This is a genomic window from Streptomyces sp. NBC_00377 (genome assembly GCF_036075115.1).
Classification (GTDB): Bacteria; Actinomycetota; Actinomycetes; order Streptomycetales; family Streptomycetaceae; genus Streptomyces.
Genome location: NZ_CP107958.1, coordinates 5,278,522 through 5,293,601, shown reverse-complemented (window position 1 = coordinate 5,293,601; position 15,080 = coordinate 5,278,522). Strand labels below are relative to the sequence as shown.

The window sequence follows — 15,080 nt, the reverse complement described above, 5'->3', positions numbered from 1 at the left end:
ACAGTCCGTCCTTCCTCGCAGGTGGTGACCTCATGTCCGACTTCCGCGTTCCCTCCTCGTCTCCCCCGCCGTTCCCTCCTCTTCCCTCCCCTCTCCCGTTCGTGGCGCGCCCACCCGGCGCGGACGCTCCGGCCACCTGTGAGGTGCCGTCCTTCGCTCCCGTGCGGGTTCGCGGTGGACGGTACGCGTGGGGGCGGCTCGTGCGGAGCCGGCGACGAGCCCTCGCTCTCGGCCTCGCCGTCACCGCCGCCGCACTCGTGGCGGCCGGCCCACGGGGCGGCGACCCGGGACGCGGCCACCCCGGTGGGGGCGTGTCCGATGTGGACGCACGCGGGCGCTCGCACGCCCGCGTGCAGCGGCCGGCACGCGCCTCAGGGCATGGTCTTCGCGCCGGGGAGAAGGTGACGGTACCGGTACGCATCGCCGACGCGGCCACGGTCCGGCTGCTGCGCCCCGGTGACCGGGTCGACGTCATCGCCGCCGAGCAGACGGCGATGGGCGCCCTGGGCGGCGCCGGCGGCGACGCCCATGTGGTCGCGCACAAAGCCCTGGTGACGAAGGTGCCGGAGCCCCTGGACACCACCGGCGGCACAGCTGAAGACGGGGCGCTGATCGTCCTCTCGGTGCCCCGCCCGACCGCCGCTCGTCTGGCGGGAGCGAGCGCGACCGCGCGGCTGGCGGTGACCCTGTGGTGACGTCAGGCCCCTCGTTCGAAGACCCTCACTGGACAGGCCCTCCTGGCGTTGACGTAGGTTGCGGAGCTGTTTGTTCCACAACCCGTAGATGCGAGGAGTGTCCCCGAGGTGAGCGCAAAGAAGGCAAGCGTCTGGCAGGGCTTCAAGGCCTTCCTGATGCGTGGCAACGTCGTCGATCTGGCGGTCGCGGTGGTGATCGGCGCGGCCTTCACGAACATCGTGAACTCGGTGGTGAAGGGGATCATCAACCCGGTCATCGGGACGGTCGGCACCAAGAACCTGGACAGCTACAGTTCCTGCCTCAAGGGCCCCTGCACGGGCACGGGGGACAGCGCGACGGGCGTCCAGATCCTGTGGGGATCCGTCCTCGGCGCGACCCTGACCTTCGTGATCACCGCGGCGGTCGTCTACTTCCTGATGGTCCTGCCCATGGCGAAGTACCTGGCGACGGTGGAAGCCCGCAGGAAGGCCAAGGAGGGCACGAAGGAGGTCATCGAGGTGACCGAACTGGAGGTGCTCAAGGAGATCCGCGACGCTCTGATCGCCCAGCGGGGCACAGGCCACAACCAGCGGTAGGGGCGCTCCTGGGCGCCGTGCGGTCGGTGCTCCGCCGGTGCCGCCGGGCCTGTCGGAGCACTGGCCCCGTACGTCTGCTTCAGACGTGGTGGGGCGGCTTCTCGTCGAGGAAGCGCTTCAGGTCGGCGGCGCCGTCGGACGCGGGGGCCGGGTGTTCGCCCCAGCCACGGTCGGTGTCGTCGGAGGACTGCCGGTCCAGCGGGTCGTCGAAGATCAGCGCGGCCTTCGGGTCGCGCGACTCGGAGGCGGAAGAAGTGCTCATCCGTCCAGGGTACGGCCCCGGCACCCGCTCGGGTCCGGGCCGGCCCGCCTCCTCTGCACCGTGCGGGCCTGCGGATCCCGCACGAGATTTTCCGCCGGTTGTCTGCTGTGCTGGTACCCATGACGCCCAGTACGCCCCCGCCGACTCGTCCCTCCCCTTCCGGGACCCCCGACTCACCGGCTCCCGTCCGCCGCATGAAACCCCTGCGCAGACTGACCGCGCGCGGACGGGACGAGACGCACAGGGTCGCCACACCACTCGAGTTGTTCTTCGACCTGTGCTTCGTCGTGGCCATCGCCCAAGCGGGCATCCAACTGGTACACGCGGTGGCCGAGTCCCATGCGGGGGAGGGAATCCTCAACTACGCGATGGTCTTCTTCGCCATCTGGTGGGCCTGGATGAACTTCACGTGGTTCGCGTCGGCGTACGACAACGACGACGTCCTGTACCGGATCGTCACGCTGGTGCAGATCGCCGGAGTCCTGGTGCTCGCGGCGGGCGTCTCGCGGGCGTTCGAGGACCACGAGTTCATGGCCGTCTGGCTGGGCTACGTGATCATGAGGTGCGCGCTGAGCTCGCAGTGGCTGCGCGTCGCGTGGTCCGCCGAGGGGCCGGAGCGGACGATGGCACTGCGGTACGCCGGGGGCATACTGCTCTGCCAGATCGGCTGGCTGGGACTGCTGATCCTGCCGGAGGGCGGCAGAGCGTGGCTGTTCCTGGTGATGGCGCCGCTGGAGATGTGCGTGCCGATCTACGCGGAGAAGGACCATCCGACGTCCTGGCATCCTCACCACATCGCGGAGCGCTACGGCCTGTTCACGATCATCGTGCTGGGCGAGACGATCGCGGCGGCCACGGTCGCCGTGAAGTCGGGCATCGAGAAGAACGACGCACTGGGCGAACCGCTGCCGATCGCGGTGGGCGGGCTGCTGATCGTCTTCGCCGCCTGGTGGATCTACTTCGTGGTGCCCATCCATGGGCATCTGCGCTCCAACAGGCAGTCGTTCCTATGGGGTTACGGGCACTACCTGGTCTTCGCCTCGGCGGCGGCGATAGGTGCGGGTCTGGAGGTCGCGGTCGAGCAGGCGGTCGGCGAAGCCCATCTCTCCACGCTCGCCGCGTCGGCCGCGGTCACCCTGCCGACGGCGCTGTACCTGCTGACGGTCTGGGCGCTGCACTCACGTCACTTCAAGGTGGGTCTGGCCCAGCAGCTGGTGCTTCCCGTCACCGCTCTGGTGGTGATCTGCTGCACCTTCGCCGGCGAGTGGGCCGTCCTCGCGGCCGGCCTGGTGTCGGCGCTGGCGGTCGCGACCGGGACGACCCTGACCGCGCGCATGGTCGCCCGGGAGGCACGGGAGAGCCCCGCACGGGCTTCGAGCGCGGTGGTATGACGTGGCGTGACACCAGCACACGGAGCACGAGCCGGGCGAAACTGGCTCCCATGACAGTTGACGCTCTGACGGACGTCGCAGGCGTGCGCGTGGGACACGCCACACGGACCGGCGACGGTTGGCTCACCGGTACGACGGTCGTCCTCGCCCCGGAGGGCGGCGCCGTGGCGGCCGTGGACGTGCGCGGTGGCGGTCCCGGCACCAAGGAGACCGACGCCCTCGATCCCCGCAATCTGGTGCAGCGGGTCGAGGCGATCGTGCTGACCGGCGGCAGCGCCTACGGACTCGACGCCGCCTCCGGCGTGATGGCCTGGCTGGAGGAGCGGGGGCGCGGGGTCCGTGTCGGCCCGGACCCGGCGCACGTCGTACCGGTGGTACCCGCCGCCTGCGTATTCGACCTGGGAAGGGGCGGCGACTTCCGGGCCCGCCCGGACGCTGCCACCGGGCGGGCGGCCGTGGAGGCGGCCGCGGCGAGCCCTCCCGGGGCCCCCGTTCGGGACGGATGTGTGGGCGCGGGCACGGGCTCGGCTGTCGGGCCCATGAAAGGCGGGGTGGGCAGCGCGAGTGTGCTGCTCGACTCGGGGATCACGGTGGCCGCGCTGGTGGTGGCCAACGCGGCAGGATCGGTGACGGATCCGCAGACGGGTGTGCTGTACGGGGAGTTGTTCCAGGGACGGGTGGAGTTTCCCGAGGCGCAGATGCATGAGGCCGCCCGTCGGCGTCTCGCCGAGATCGCGGCGCTCAACGCGCCTCCCCCGCTGAACACCACGCTCGCGGTGGTCGCCACCGACGCGGACCTGTCGAAGGCGCAGGCGCAGAAGCTGGCGGGCACGGCACACGACGGCATCGCGCGTGCCGTGCGTCCGGTACACCTGCTCAACGACGGGGACACGGTCTTCGCGCTGGCGACGGGCGCCCGTCCGCTCGACGCAGAGAGCCCGCTCGCCCTGAACGACCTCCTCGCGGCGGGCGCCGACATGGTGACGCGCGCGATCGTACGGGCCGTACGCGCTGCCGAGTCGGTGGAGGGGCCGGGAGGCGCGTGGCCGTCGTACGAGGAGCTGTACGGGGGCAGGTGACCGCCACAGCGGCCGGCACCGCCGGCCCGACGGTGCGTGGGACGGGCCCTGGACCGGCTCGGGACGGGCCTTGAAAGGGCGTCGGGGCCGGCTCGGGAACGGCACCGTGTCGGGCGCCCGGCTGCACTCCGCGAAGACGATTGTCCTGGTTGTGTCACGTGCTCGTGCCAACGGCGGCCGGTGGGAACCTCACCGGCCGCCGGGTCCCTCCTTCTTCACGTATTCGGAGCGGATCACTCACCTCACATGAAGCTGGAGCAGCCCGTGACAACGGCGGACAAAGCAGTGCGGCGCGCAGTGGGAGCCTGTGCCGTCCTGGTGGTCGGTGCCCTGACCCTGACCGCCTGCGGGGGCAGCGCGACCGCCAAGGACGAGAACGACGACCCCAAGGGCGGCGGGAGCAGCGTCAAGACGTCCACCGCGAAGATCGTCATCTCGGCGAAGGACGGTTCGACGGGCGCGTCGATCAACGCGACCGGCGTGAAGGTGAGCGCCGGCCGGCTCACCGAGGTGAGGATGACGGTGGCCGGGTCGGGCCAGGCCGTCGAAGGCTCGCTGTCGGCCGACGGCAGCACCTGGAAGCCGAAGGAGCAGTTGGAGCGCGGGACGAAGTACCAGATATCGGCGACCGCGAAGGACTCGAACGGTAAGACCGCCGCCGCGAACTCCATCTTCACCACGGTCACTTCGGCCAACAGTTTCATCGGGACCTACACCCCGGACAACGGCACCACGGTGGGCGTCGGGATGCCGGTGTCGTTCACCTTCGACAAGGCCATCGGCGACACGAAGGCCGTGCAGTCGCACATCGCGGTCACATCGAGCAGCGGCCAGCAGGTGGTCGGGCACTGGTTCGGGGCGCAGCGGCTCGACTTCCGGCCCGAGGAGTACTGGAAGGCCGGCTCGAAGGTCACGATGAAGATCGACCTGGACGGGGTCGAGGGAGCGAACGGCGTCTACGGGGTGCAGAAGAAGACAGTCACCTTCACGATCGGCCGCTCGCAGGTCTCCACCGTCGACGCGAACACGCAGACCATGACGGTGGTGCGGGACGGGCAGACCCTGAAGAACGTCCCGATCTCGACGGGCGACCCTGAGCACACCACGTACAACGGCCAGATGGTGATCTCCGAGAGGTTCACGCAGACGCGGATGAACAGCCGGACGGTCAACCTGGGTGCCGAGTACGACATTCCGGATGTTCCGCACGCCATGCGTCTGACGACGTCCGGAACCTTCATCCACGGCAACTACTGGTACAACAGGGGCAACCCTCCCTTCGGCCGCACCGGCACCAGTCACGGCTGCGTGGGGCTCGCGGACGCCCAGGGCGCCCAGGGAGACACGCCTGCCAAGTGGTTCTACGACAACTCGCTGATCGGCGACGTGGTGATCGTCAAGAACTCCCCCGACAAGACGGTTGCTCCGGACAACGGACTCAACGGGTGGAACATGTCCTGGGCGGAATGGACCGCAGGGGCCACGGCTTGATCGCCACGGAGGCCCTCTGACCGGGGATTTCTGACAGGCTGTCGGGCCGCGCGGGAATTTTTCGCGCGGCCCCCTCGTTTTCACGGCGTACGTTTTCTCGGTTCCCGGACATGATGTCCGACCGAGGGGCTACGGTATGCACCCACAAGGTGACATGCAGCAACGCCGGGAGAAACCTTGAGCGTTCCGTACGAGACGACAGCGTACGAACCAGCCGAGTCGCCCGAGTCTCCGGAGGAGCACCTCGCGCGACTGCTCGGTCGCGCCCTGAACTCGTTCGAACTGCCTGACGAAGCCCTGCGGCGACTCGACTGTGCACTCGCCCATGACAGCTCCCTGCACTCCGCGCACCACAGCGCGGGTATGCACCGGGAGACGTACCGGCACACCTGGCTGCTGGCCGACGGCTGCGCGCTCACCCTGTGGGAGCTCGTGCACAACACCGCGCCGGGCAGTGAGCCGCAGCACGAGGTGTACGTCGACGAGGAGGAGCTGCGCGCCGCCACGGCCCGGCTGCCGCTGCCGTCCGACACACCGGACTTCGAACTGCCGGTGCTGGTGCACTTGTCGCCGGCCCCCGGCCCCCGGCATGTGTACGTGCCGGACGACTCGGCGGACCACGCGCGCAGACTGCTGCGCCGCGCGGAGAATTCCGACCGGCCCGACGCGGACACGTCAGCGCTGCTGAAGTCGGCTTTCGCGCACCAGATCACCCAGGCTTTCGGGCGGCCCTGCCGGGCGGGCCGGATCGGCCTCGCCTACTCGCTCTACGAGCACGCGTTCCTGCTGCGTGACGGCCGGGAGATCTCCCTGTGGGAGGTCGAGCACACGGCGACGCCCGACGGGCGGCACATGTGCGAGGTGTACATCTGCGAGAACGCGGCCCGGGACGCGATGGAACGCAGGGCGGAGCAGGTCTCCCGAGCCGTTCAGTGACCACCACCGAGTTGCACTCCGGCGACCGCCGCCGAGGCCGTTCAGCGACCGCCGCCGAGCTGCCGTACGAGGCCGGCGAAGGCGTCCTTCTCCGCTGGAGTCAGTTCGACGGCCTCCAGGCGGGGACCTGACTGCTGCTGGCACGGAAGGCCGGGCAGAACAGGCGGGGCGAGGGGTGCCGGGTGGACCCCGTCGCCCGAGCGGCTGCGCCGCAGCATGCGGGTCATGAACATCAGCCAGGCGACGGACGCCACGGCGAGGACGGTCAGGGCCGTCAGCTGAGGGGGCGTTAGATGCACGGGCATGACACCCAGTAGACACCAGAGTCCGGGCACCGGGTCCCGAACCGTGACGCATCTCGCAGGTCGGGCCTATCACGCAGATCACGCGATAGGCCCGTTTCGGTGCCGAGATTGGCGAATCGCCGCAGATGACCCCCCGTACCTCCGACCGTAGCCGCAGCCACAGCGACAGCCGGTCACGCGGGACCGAGCCTGCGGCTGCGACTGACGTCACCGACCACCGCGTACAGCTGTGGGGAAGGCGATGACGGTCGCGGGCCGCCGCAGACGTCGGCACGGGTTACACGGCCACCGGCTGCTTCGTCTCCGCCGTGGTGGCGGCCGCGGCGTCGCCCGTGGTCCCGGGCTCCGTGGCGCCGGGGACCGGCTTGCGCAGGCCCTTGAGGATGACGACCAGGGCCGTCGTCACGCAGACGCCCGCCGCGATGGCGATCAGGTACAGGAACGGGCTACCGATCAGGGGGACCACGAAGATGCCTCCGTGCGGGGCGCGGAGCGTGGCGCCGAAGGCCATCGACAGAGCGCCTGTGACCGCGCCGCCCGCCATCGACGCCGGGATCACCCGCAGCGGGTCGGCCGCGGCGAACGGGATCGCGCCCTCGGAGATGAAGGAGGCGCCCAGGACCCAGGCGGCCTTGCCGTTCTCGCGCTCGGTCGGGGTGAAGAGTTTCTTGCGGACGGTGGTCGCGAGCGCCATGCCCAGGGGCGGCACCATGCCCGCGGCCATCACTGCGGCCATGACCTTCATCGCGGAGTCGCTGGGGTCCTGGACGGCGATACCTGCGGTGGCGAAGGCGTACGCGACCTTGTTGACGGGGCCGCCGAGGTCGAAGCACATCATCAGGCCGAGCAGCACGCCCAGCAGGACGGCGTTGGTGCCGGAGAGGCCGGCCAGCCAGTCCGTCATGCCCTTCTGCGCCTCGGCGATGGGCTTGCCGATGACGACGAACATCAGGAAGCCGACGATCAGCGAGGAGATCAGGGGGATCACCACCACCGGCATGATGCCGCGCAGCACCGGTGGGATCGTGATCCGCTGGATGGCGAGGACGATGCCGCCCGCGAGCAGGCCGGCGACCAGGCCCCCGAGGAAGCCGGCCGCGATGTTGGAGGCGATCATGCCGCCGACGAAGCCGGGCACGAGGCCGGGCCGGTCCGCCATCCCGTACGCGATGTAGCCGGCCAGGACCGGGATGAGGAAGCCGAAGGCGACCCCGCCGATCTGGAACAGCAGGGCGCCCCAGCTGTCGACCTGGGTCCAGGAGAAGTGCTCCATGACCGAGGGCGCCTTGTTGATCTCCCAACCGCCGATCGCGAACCCGAGAGCGATCAGCAGACCGCCCGCCGCGACGAACGGGACCATGTAACTGACGCCCGTCATCAGCCACTTGCGCAGCTTGGTGCCGTAGCTGTCGCCGGACTCGCCGGTGCGCTCGACCGGTGTCCCGCCGCCGGCCGCCGCGGCGCTCACCTCGCCGCGCGCCGCTTTTCCGCGCACCTCGGTGATGAGAGCGGCGGGCCGGTTGATGCCCGCCTTCACGCCGACGTCCACGGTGGCCTTGCCGGCGAAGCGGTCCTTTTCGCGTACGGGGACGTCGTGGGCGAAGATCACGCCGTCCGCCGCGGCGATGACGGCCGGGTCGAGCCGGGTGAATCCGGCCGAGCCCTGCGTCTCGACGACCAGTTCGACACCTGCTTCTCGGCCCGCGTTCTCCAGGGACTCGGCGGCCATGTAGGTGTGGGCGATGCCGGTCGGGCAGGAGGTGACGGCGACGATCCGGAAGGGGCGCGCCGCCTCGGCGTCCGGGTCTGCGGCGGCCGTGTCCTCGGAGGACACGTCCTCGGAGGCCGCGTCCTCGGCAGACGGGTCTGCGACGTGCGCGTCTGTGGCAGGCGCGTCCATGGCATGCGCGTCTGTTGTGGTGGCCGTGTCGGCGTCGGCGGAGGCCGCCGCCGACGCCGACACGGCGTCTCGGGAGGTGCCCTCGGCGTGGGCCCCCGAGGCGTCGGCCGGAGCCTCGGCGACGGGGACCTCGGGGGCCGGGGTTTCGTCCCCGCGGATCAGCGCCGCCGCGGCCGCCGCGTCGGCGGCCGAGCGCAGCGCGTCGGTGAAGTCGGCGTTCATCAGCTGCCGGGCCAGCGACGAAAGGATCGTCAGATGGGCGTCGTCCGCGCCGGCGGGGGCGGCGATCAGGAAGATCAGGTCGGCTGGGCCGTCGGCGGCGCCGAAGTCGATGCCGGCGGCGCTGCGTCCGAAGGCGAGCGTCGGCTCGGTGACGTGGGCGCTGCGGCAGTGCGGGATGCCGATGCCACCGTCGAGACCGGTGGGCATCTGGGCCTCTCGCGCGGCCACGTCGGCGAGGAAGCCCTCCAGGTCGGTCACCCGGCCCAGGGCCACCATGCGCTCGGCGAGGGAGCGGGCCACCGCTTCCTTGGTTTCGACGGACAGGTCGAGATCGACCAGGTCCGCGGTGATCATGTCGCTCATCGCGGGCTCCTTCGCACGCGTATCGCCCGAAGCACGGGGTGCTGGGCGAGGGTGGGGACGGGGACGGTGACGGGGGTTGCCACGGCCGTGCAGCGGGGGGGAGACGGAGGGGCGCGTCGTGGGGAACGACTGGATCTCGCGCATCAAGGGGTCCCCAGGAGTCGACGGGGACGCGGGAGTCGTCGTCATGACACCGGCTCCTTCAGTTCGCGGTCCACCGGGACCTGCGTCGTGACGGTCACCGCCGCCGGGTCCAGGTCGTCCGGGGTCGGCATCACACTGCCGGGCAGCTGGACGGCAGCCGCGCCGTGCGCGACGGCGGAGACCAGCGCCGCGGGGCCGCTGCCGCCGGCGACGAGGAAGCCGGCGAGGGAGGAGTCGCCCGCTCCGACGTTGCTGCGTACGACGTCGACACGCGCGCTCCCGAACCAGGTGCCCGAGTCCTCCACGAGCAGTTGCCCGTCGGCGCCCAGGCTCGCGAGCACGGCACGGGCGCCCATCTCGCGCAGTTCCTCGGCCGCCTTCACCGCGTCACCCACGGTCGCCAGCGGCCGCCCGACGGCCTCGGCGAGCTCCTCGGCGTTCGGCTTCACCACGTCGGGCCGCTCGCGCAGCGCCTCCAGAAGCGCACGCCCCGAGGTGTCCAGAGCGATACGCGCGCCCCCGGCGTGCGCCCGTGCGACCACTTCGGCGTACCAGGAGGGCGCGAGTCCCCGGGGCAGACTTCCGCAGCAGGCGATCCAGTCGGCGTCGCGCGACTGCTCGCGCACCGTCTCCAGGAGCAGTTCCTGTTCTTCTGGCGACAGCTCGGGGCCCGGAGCGTTGATCTTGGTGAGGACGCCGTCCGACTCCGCGAGCGCGATGTTCGAGCGGGTGGCTCCGGCGACCGGCACCGGGGCGACCTCGATGCCCTGCGCGTCGAGCAGGTCGGCGACGAGTGCGCCCGGCGCACCACCCAGGGGCAGCACCGCTACCGTGCGCCCTCCGGCGGCCGCGACGGCGCGCGCGACGTTGACGCCCTTGCCGCCCGGATCCATCCGCTCGCCGGTGGCGCGGATGACCTCACCGCGATCGAGGGACGGGACCTCGTAGGTACGGTCCAGGGACGGATTGGGGGTGACGGTGAGGATCATGCTCGTACCGCTCGAACGCGTACCGTTCGAATGCGCACCGCTCGAACCCGTACCGTTCGTCGAACCCGTACCGCTCACACTTGCGTCGCTCGTGCTTGCTTCGCTGGGGGCGTTCATGCGCGTACCACTTCCGTGCCGCCGCGCTCGATGGCGGCCGCGTCTTCGGGGCTGAGCCCGCTGTCGGTGATGAGCAGGTCCACGTCGCTCAGGTCGCCGAAGCGGGCGAAGTGCTCCTGGCCGTGCTTGGCGGAGTCGGCGAGCAGCACCACGCGGCGGGCGGCGCCGACGGCCGCCCGCTTCACCGCGGCCTCGGCGAGGTCGGGGGTGGTAAGCCCGTGCTCGGCGGAGAAGCCGTTGGCGGCGATGAACAGGACGTCGGCGCGGATCTCGCCGTACGCGCGCAGCGCCCACGCGTCCACGGCGGCGCGCGTACGGGGCCGTACACGGCCCCCGACGAGGTGGAGCTGCATACCCGGGTGGTCCGCGAGGCGGGCCGCGATGGGCAGGCTGTGCGTGACGACGGTGAGCTCGGCCTCCAGTGGGAGGGCCGCGGCCAGGCGGGCTACGGTCGTGCCGGCGTCGAGGATCACGGTGCCCTCGGCCGGGAGTTCGGCGAGGGCCGCTTTGGCGATGCGGTCCTTCTCGTCGGTGGAGGTGCCCTCGCGTTCGGCGAAGTCCGGTTCGAAGTCGAGGCGTCCGGCCGGGATGGCACCGCCGTGCACGCGGCGCACCAGGCCGGCGCGGTCGAGGGCCTTCAGATCGCGGCGGATCGTCTCCGCCGTGACCTGGAACTCCTCAGCCAGCGAAAGGACGTCCACCCGGCCTCCGTCACGGGCGAGCCGCAGGATTTCCTGCTGCCGCTCCGGTGCGTACATGTCCGTTTCCCTCCGACTGCTGCCCGCTCCATGCCCGAATTTATGGTTTCGCCCCGGAGACTACGCCCGGATTTCCGGAAAGTAAACAGATTCGGGCGTGATCCGGGCATGAACGGACTTCCATCCCGCCTCGATGCACGCCTGTTAGCCTTTCCGATCATGCGAGCCCTCTTCCCAGGATCCTTCGACCCGGTCACTCAGGGGCACCAGGACGTACTCCGGCGCGCTGCCCTCCTGTTCGACGAGGTCGTCGTGTGCGTGATGTTCAATTCGAACAAGGTCGGCCGCCTCCCCATCGCGGAACGGCTGGACCGGCTCCGCGCGGCAGCGACCGACTTGGGCAACGTCACGGTCGACTCCCACACCGGCGGCCTGCTGGTCGACTACTGCCGCCGAGCCGGAATCGACGTCGTCGTCCGCGGAGTCCGCGGCGTTCGCGACCTGGACCACGAAATGCCGATGGCCCGCATGAACCACGAACTGGCCGGAGTCGAAACGTTCTTCATCGCTTCCGACCCCGCCCTGGCGCACATCTCCTCCACCCTCGTCACCACGATGAGCCAACAGGACCGCGTCTCGAACGATGATCTGAGGGGGCTTCTTCCAGCAGGTGGAGGTGGCAGCAAGGGTTCCTGAGACGTGTCCGCGTGGCGAGGCTGACGAGCCGTTCGTAGCAGCGGAAAGTTGCAGCGAGGCCTGGAAGGCCGGTAGTTGCGGGGATGGCGTTCGTGGATGATGGCCGCGCACAGCGGCTCATCAGGAGTGTCCTGGGCCCCGCCGCCCTGTGGCCGCACCCTCAAGGGTGGGGAAAGCGGTTCCGCGGTCTCCCCCAACCCGCCCGGAACAATCCAACCCCACGTCCCTCGCCCCGTATCGAGCCGACAACGACCCTCGTAGGCCACGCACCTGGACGCGGATGCTGATCCGGCCCTCGGCGCGCACTCCTCCGTATCAGGACCTCGCCGCGGACTCCCGGCCGACCCGACGTCGACACGGCTTCCCCCGGTCAGGACCTCGCCCGCGGGACCTCCGGCACCGCCGACCCGGCCGGTTCGCCGGCCGCGTCCGGGCCACCCCCATCGGTGTCCGGACAGAGGCACGCGCGCGAGGGCCCGTCACCGCAGCGGTGACGGGCCCTCGCGCGGGAGGCTCAGGCGACGAGTTCGCGCTCCCGCTCCTCGGAGGGGGCTGCCTGCGAGGGGTCGGCGTCGCCCTCCACGTGCTGGGCCGGACGCTTCGGCAGGGCGAACATCAGCAGGAAGATGGCGAACATGACCAGAGCCACCCAGCCCAGGGCGTATTCGAAGGCGTTCGCGAAGGCGGGCCCCACCTCGGCTCGGGTCAGCCGGTCGCCGATCCGGCCGAAGAACACGACCGCGACGAGACCGAGCCCGAGCGCGTTGCCCATCTGCTGGACGGTGTTGATCAGCCCGGAGGCCGAACCGGCGTGCTCGCGCGGCACGTCCGAGAGCACGGCGTCCGTCAGCGGGGCGAAGATCAGCCCCATACCGGCGCCCATCACGACCAGTGGGAGCGCCATCTGCCACGAGGTGATGCCGAGGCCGTACCGCTGGGACTCCCAGATGTAGAGGAGCACCCCCACGGCCATGGCCAGGGCACCGGTCTGGAGCACCTTGCGCCCGAAGCGCGGGACCAGTTTCTGGACGGACAGCCCGGCGGCCGTCGAGACGGCGAGCGAGAACGGAACCCCGGTCAGGCCGGCCCGCAGCGGGCTCCAGCCCAGCCCTGTCTGCATGTACAGCGTCCAGACCAGGAAGAACACGCCGAGTGCGATGCCGAAGACGGTCTGTACGGCGATGCCCGCCGCGAAGCTGCGCACCCGGAAGAGGGAGAGCTCGATCAGGGGCGAGCCGTCCCGCGCGCCCTTGCGCCGCTCGTACGCGACCAGCGCCCCGAAGACGACGAGCGAGCCCGCCATCGACACATACCCCCACACCGGCCAGCCCAGCTCACGGCCACGGGTGAGCGGGTAGAGCAGCATGAGCAGGCCGAGGGTGACCAGCACGACGCCGACGAGGTCCAGCTTCAGCGCCTTCGGCGCCTTGGACTCCGTGATGAAGCGGCTGCCGAGGATCAGTCCCGCGATGCCGACCGGCAGGTTGATGAGGAAGATCGGCCGCCACTCGAGGCCGAACAGGTTCCACTCCGTCAGCAGCGCGCCGAGCAGCGGCCCGGAGACGGCTCCCAGCCCCACGATCGCGCCGAACAGCCCGAAGACCTTGCCCCGCTCGTGCGCCGGGAAGGTGGCGTGCACGATCGACAGCACCTGCGGCACCATCATCGCGGCCATCGCGCCCTGGAGGATGCGGGAGGCGACCAGCATCTCCGGGTTCGCGGCGAAGCCGCACAGCGCGGAGGCGAGGGTGAAGCCGCCGATGCCGAGGAGGAACAGCCGCTTGCGCCCGTGGATGTCACCGAGCCGGCCTCCGGTGACGAGCCCGGCGGCAAAGGCGAGCGCGTAACCGGCGGTGATCCACTGGATCTGGCTCCAGGAGGCGCCCGCGTCCTGCTGGATGGAGGGGATGGCGATGTTGACGATCGTGACGTCGACGAGGTCCATGAAGGCCGCGGTCATCACGATGGCGAGCGCGAACCAGCGACGACGGTCACCCGCGGCCGCCTGGCCCGTCCGAGGGACGGACGACGACTCGGGCGAGGGCTCTGGCGGGGTCTCGGGGAAGGTCTCCGTGGAGGTCATGGTGTGACAGTAGGACCGCACTAGGTCAGATCGTGTCCTAGTTCTGCGGCATCCTCGGAAGCATGACGACGGACACTCCGGCTCGGCTGCTGCAACTCCTCTCCCTCCTCCAGACGCCCCGCGAATGGCCCGGCGGCGAGCTCGCCGACCGGCTCGGGGTCTCCCGACGCACGGTCCGACGGGACATCGACCGGCTGCGTGACCTCGGCTATCCCGTGCAGGCGACCCTGGGCTCGGACGGCGGATACCGGCTGGTCGCGGGCAAGGCGATGCCGCCGCTCGTGCTCGACGACGAGGAGGCGGTGGCGATCGCGGTCGGGCTGCGGGCGGGGGCAGGACACGCGCTGGAAGGCGTCGACGAAGCCTCCGTCCGGGCCCTGGCCAAGCTGGAGCAGGTCCTGCCCGCCCGACTGCGCCACCGCGTGTCCACCCTCCAGGCCGCGACCACACCGCTGACCAGTGGGGACGGGGCGAGCATCGCGCCCGAGACGCTGACCGTCATGGCCTCCACGGTGGCCGGACGCGAACGGCTGCGGTTCGCCTACCGCGCGAAGGACGGCACGGAGTCCCGCCGTCTCACCGAGCCCTACCGGCTCGTGTCCACGGGCCGACGGTGGTACCTCGTCGCGTACGACCTCGACCGCGAGGACTGGCGGACCTTCCGGGTGGACCGGGTCGGCGACCCCTTCGCGACCGGAGCCCGTTTCACTCCGCGCGAGCTGCCGACGGGGAGCGCGGCGGAATACCTCCGGCGGTCCATCCAACGGCGGCCGGATGCCTACGAGTACGAACTCGACGTCACCTTCGAGGCGCCGACGGAGTTCGTGGCCGCGCGACTGCCTGCGTGGCTCGGCACACCGGTCGCAGAGCCGCGGGCGCAGACACGAACGTCGGCGTCGGCGTCGGCGTCGGCGTCGGCGCACAGCGAAGGCAGGTGCCGGATCCGGGGGACGACAAGTGATCCGGTGGAGTGGGTGGCCATGAGGCTGGCGATGCTGGGGTGCGAGTTCTCGGTCGCCGGCCCAGTGGAACTGGTCGCCTGTGTAAGGGAGTTGGGCGGACGACTAGAGCGTGCGGCAGGACACCCGGGGGGCGGAGAGGGTGGAGTGGGCGCGCGATGAGGGAGCGAGCTC

Annotated in this window: 14 protein-coding genes; 8 read left to right on the top strand and 6 right to left on the bottom strand. The window is 70.7% G+C overall.

Annotation, left to right across the window (positions count from 1 at the left end; all coding sequences use genetic code 11):
- The first annotated feature begins 32 nt into the window (after positions 1–32).
- A complete protein-coding gene (locus OHS71_RS23790) occupies positions 33–695 on the top strand; it encodes a hypothetical protein (protein ID WP_328481367.1) in 663 nt (220 codons plus the stop codon).
- A 156-nt stretch (positions 696–851) separates the two neighbouring features.
- Positions 852–1,271, top strand: a complete 420-nt coding sequence (locus OHS71_RS23785; protein ID WP_443047172.1) for a large conductance mechanosensitive channel protein MscL — start codon at positions 852–854, stop codon at positions 1,269–1,271.
- A gap of 79 nt (positions 1,272–1,350) precedes the next feature.
- On the opposite strand, the gene OHS71_RS23780 is transcribed toward OHS71_RS23785, so the two are convergent.
- Complete coding sequence (locus OHS71_RS23780; protein ID WP_328481365.1) at positions 1,351–1,533, bottom strand: hypothetical protein; 183 nt, start codon at positions 1,531–1,533, stop codon at positions 1,351–1,353.
- A 119-nt stretch (positions 1,534–1,652) separates the two neighbouring features.
- Between OHS71_RS23780 and OHS71_RS23775 the strand changes: the two genes are divergently transcribed.
- The 4 genes from OHS71_RS23775 (at position 1,653) to OHS71_RS23760 (ending at position 6,430) form a co-directional block, all read left to right on the top strand.
- Positions 1,653–2,924 carry a low temperature requirement protein A gene (locus OHS71_RS23775; protein ID WP_443047028.1) on the top strand — a complete coding sequence of 424 codons (1,272 nt, stop codon included), beginning with the start codon at positions 1,653–1,655 and terminating at the stop codon, positions 2,922–2,924.
- A gap of 50 nt (positions 2,925–2,974) precedes the next feature.
- Complete coding sequence (locus OHS71_RS23770; RefSeq protein ID WP_328481363.1) at positions 2,975–4,003, top strand: P1 family peptidase; 1,029 nt, start codon at positions 2,975–2,977, stop codon at positions 4,001–4,003.
- A 246-nt stretch (positions 4,004–4,249) separates the two neighbouring features.
- Positions 4,250–5,494 (top strand): L,D-transpeptidase, encoded by a 1,245-nt coding sequence (locus OHS71_RS23765; protein WP_443047027.1) that lies wholly within the window; start codon positions 4,250–4,252, stop codon positions 5,492–5,494.
- Between the two features lie 177 nt (positions 5,495–5,671).
- Complete coding sequence (locus OHS71_RS23760; protein ID WP_328481362.1) at positions 5,672–6,430, top strand: DUF6227 family protein; 759 nt, start codon at positions 5,672–5,674, stop codon at positions 6,428–6,430.
- A gap of 41 nt (positions 6,431–6,471) precedes the next feature.
- Here the strand turns inward: OHS71_RS23760 and OHS71_RS23755 are convergent, their stop codons facing one another.
- From OHS71_RS23755 to OHS71_RS23740, 4 genes are all read right to left on the bottom strand, one after another.
- Positions 6,472–6,735 (bottom strand): hypothetical protein, encoded by a 264-nt coding sequence (locus OHS71_RS23755; protein WP_328481361.1) that lies wholly within the window; start codon positions 6,733–6,735, stop codon positions 6,472–6,474.
- A gap of 277 nt (positions 6,736–7,012) precedes the next feature.
- Entirely contained in the window at positions 7,013–9,220 is a 2,208-nt protein-coding gene (locus OHS71_RS23750; protein WP_328481360.1) for a PTS fructose transporter subunit IIABC, read from the bottom strand.
- 185 nt (positions 9,221–9,405) lie between these two features.
- Positions 9,406–10,353 (bottom strand): 1-phosphofructokinase, encoded by a 948-nt coding sequence (gene pfkB / locus OHS71_RS23745; protein ID WP_328481359.1) that lies wholly within the window; start codon positions 10,351–10,353, stop codon positions 9,406–9,408.
- A 113-nt stretch (positions 10,354–10,466) separates the two neighbouring features.
- Positions 10,467–11,228 carry a DeoR/GlpR family DNA-binding transcription regulator gene (locus OHS71_RS23740; protein WP_328481358.1) on the bottom strand — a complete coding sequence of 254 codons (762 nt, stop codon included), beginning with the start codon at positions 11,226–11,228 and terminating at the stop codon, positions 10,467–10,469.
- Positions 11,229–11,336: 108 nt separating this feature from the next.
- Between OHS71_RS23740 and coaD the strand changes: the two genes are divergently transcribed.
- The gene (gene coaD, locus OHS71_RS23735; protein WP_328481357.1) at positions 11,337–11,864 is read left to right on the top strand and encodes a pantetheine-phosphate adenylyltransferase; all 528 of its coding nucleotides are present in this window, start codon (positions 11,337–11,339) and stop codon (positions 11,862–11,864) included.
- Between the two features lie 514 nt (positions 11,865–12,378).
- On the opposite strand, the gene OHS71_RS23730 is transcribed toward coaD, so the two are convergent.
- Positions 12,379–13,947: an MFS transporter gene (locus tag OHS71_RS23730; protein WP_328481356.1), complete on the bottom strand. Its 1,569-nt coding sequence runs from the start codon at positions 13,945–13,947 to the stop codon at positions 12,379–12,381.
- Between the two features lie 62 nt (positions 13,948–14,009).
- Between OHS71_RS23730 and OHS71_RS23725 the strand changes: the two genes are divergently transcribed.
- On the top strand, positions 14,010–15,068 hold the full coding sequence (locus OHS71_RS23725) for a helix-turn-helix transcriptional regulator (RefSeq protein ID WP_328481355.1): 1,059 nt from the start codon (positions 14,010–14,012) through the stop codon (positions 15,066–15,068).
- Positions 15,069–15,080 lie beyond the last annotated feature (12 nt).

Coding starts and splice junctions, on each gene's coding strand:
- OHS71_RS23790 (WP_328481367.1), top strand. CDS start 33: ATGTCCGACTTCCGCGTTCCCTCCTCGTCTCCCCCGCCGTTCCCTCCT.
- OHS71_RS23780 (WP_328481365.1), bottom strand. CDS start 1,533: ATGAGCACTTCTTCCGCCTCCGAGTCGCGCGACCCGAAGGCCGCGCTG.
- OHS71_RS23765 (WP_443047027.1), top strand. CDS start 4,250: ATGAAGCTGGAGCAGCCCGTGACAACGGCGGACAAAGCAGTGCGGCGC.
- OHS71_RS23770 (WP_328481363.1), top strand. CDS start 2,975: ATGACAGTTGACGCTCTGACGGACGTCGCAGGCGTGCGCGTGGGACAC.
- OHS71_RS23775 (WP_443047028.1), top strand. CDS start 1,653: ATGACGCCCAGTACGCCCCCGCCGACTCGTCCCTCCCCTTCCGGGACC.
- OHS71_RS23725 (WP_328481355.1), top strand. CDS start 14,010: ATGACGACGGACACTCCGGCTCGGCTGCTGCAACTCCTCTCCCTCCTC.
- OHS71_RS23730 (WP_328481356.1), bottom strand. CDS start 13,947: ATGACCTCCACGGAGACCTTCCCCGAGACCCCGCCAGAGCCCTCGCCC.
- OHS71_RS23755 (WP_328481361.1), bottom strand. CDS start 6,735: ATGCCCGTGCATCTAACGCCCCCTCAGCTGACGGCCCTGACCGTCCTC.
- OHS71_RS23785 (WP_443047172.1), top strand. CDS start 852: ATGCGTGGCAACGTCGTCGATCTGGCGGTCGCGGTGGTGATCGGCGCG.
- OHS71_RS23740 (WP_328481358.1), bottom strand. CDS start 11,228: ATGTACGCACCGGAGCGGCAGCAGGAAATCCTGCGGCTCGCCCGTGAC.
- coaD (WP_328481357.1), top strand. CDS start 11,337: ATGAACGGACTTCCATCCCGCCTCGATGCACGCCTGTTAGCCTTTCCG.
- pfkB (WP_328481359.1), bottom strand. CDS start 10,353: ATGATCCTCACCGTCACCCCCAATCCGTCCCTGGACCGTACCTACGAG.
- OHS71_RS23750 (WP_328481360.1), bottom strand. CDS start 9,220: ATGAGCGACATGATCACCGCGGACCTGGTCGATCTCGACCTGTCCGTC.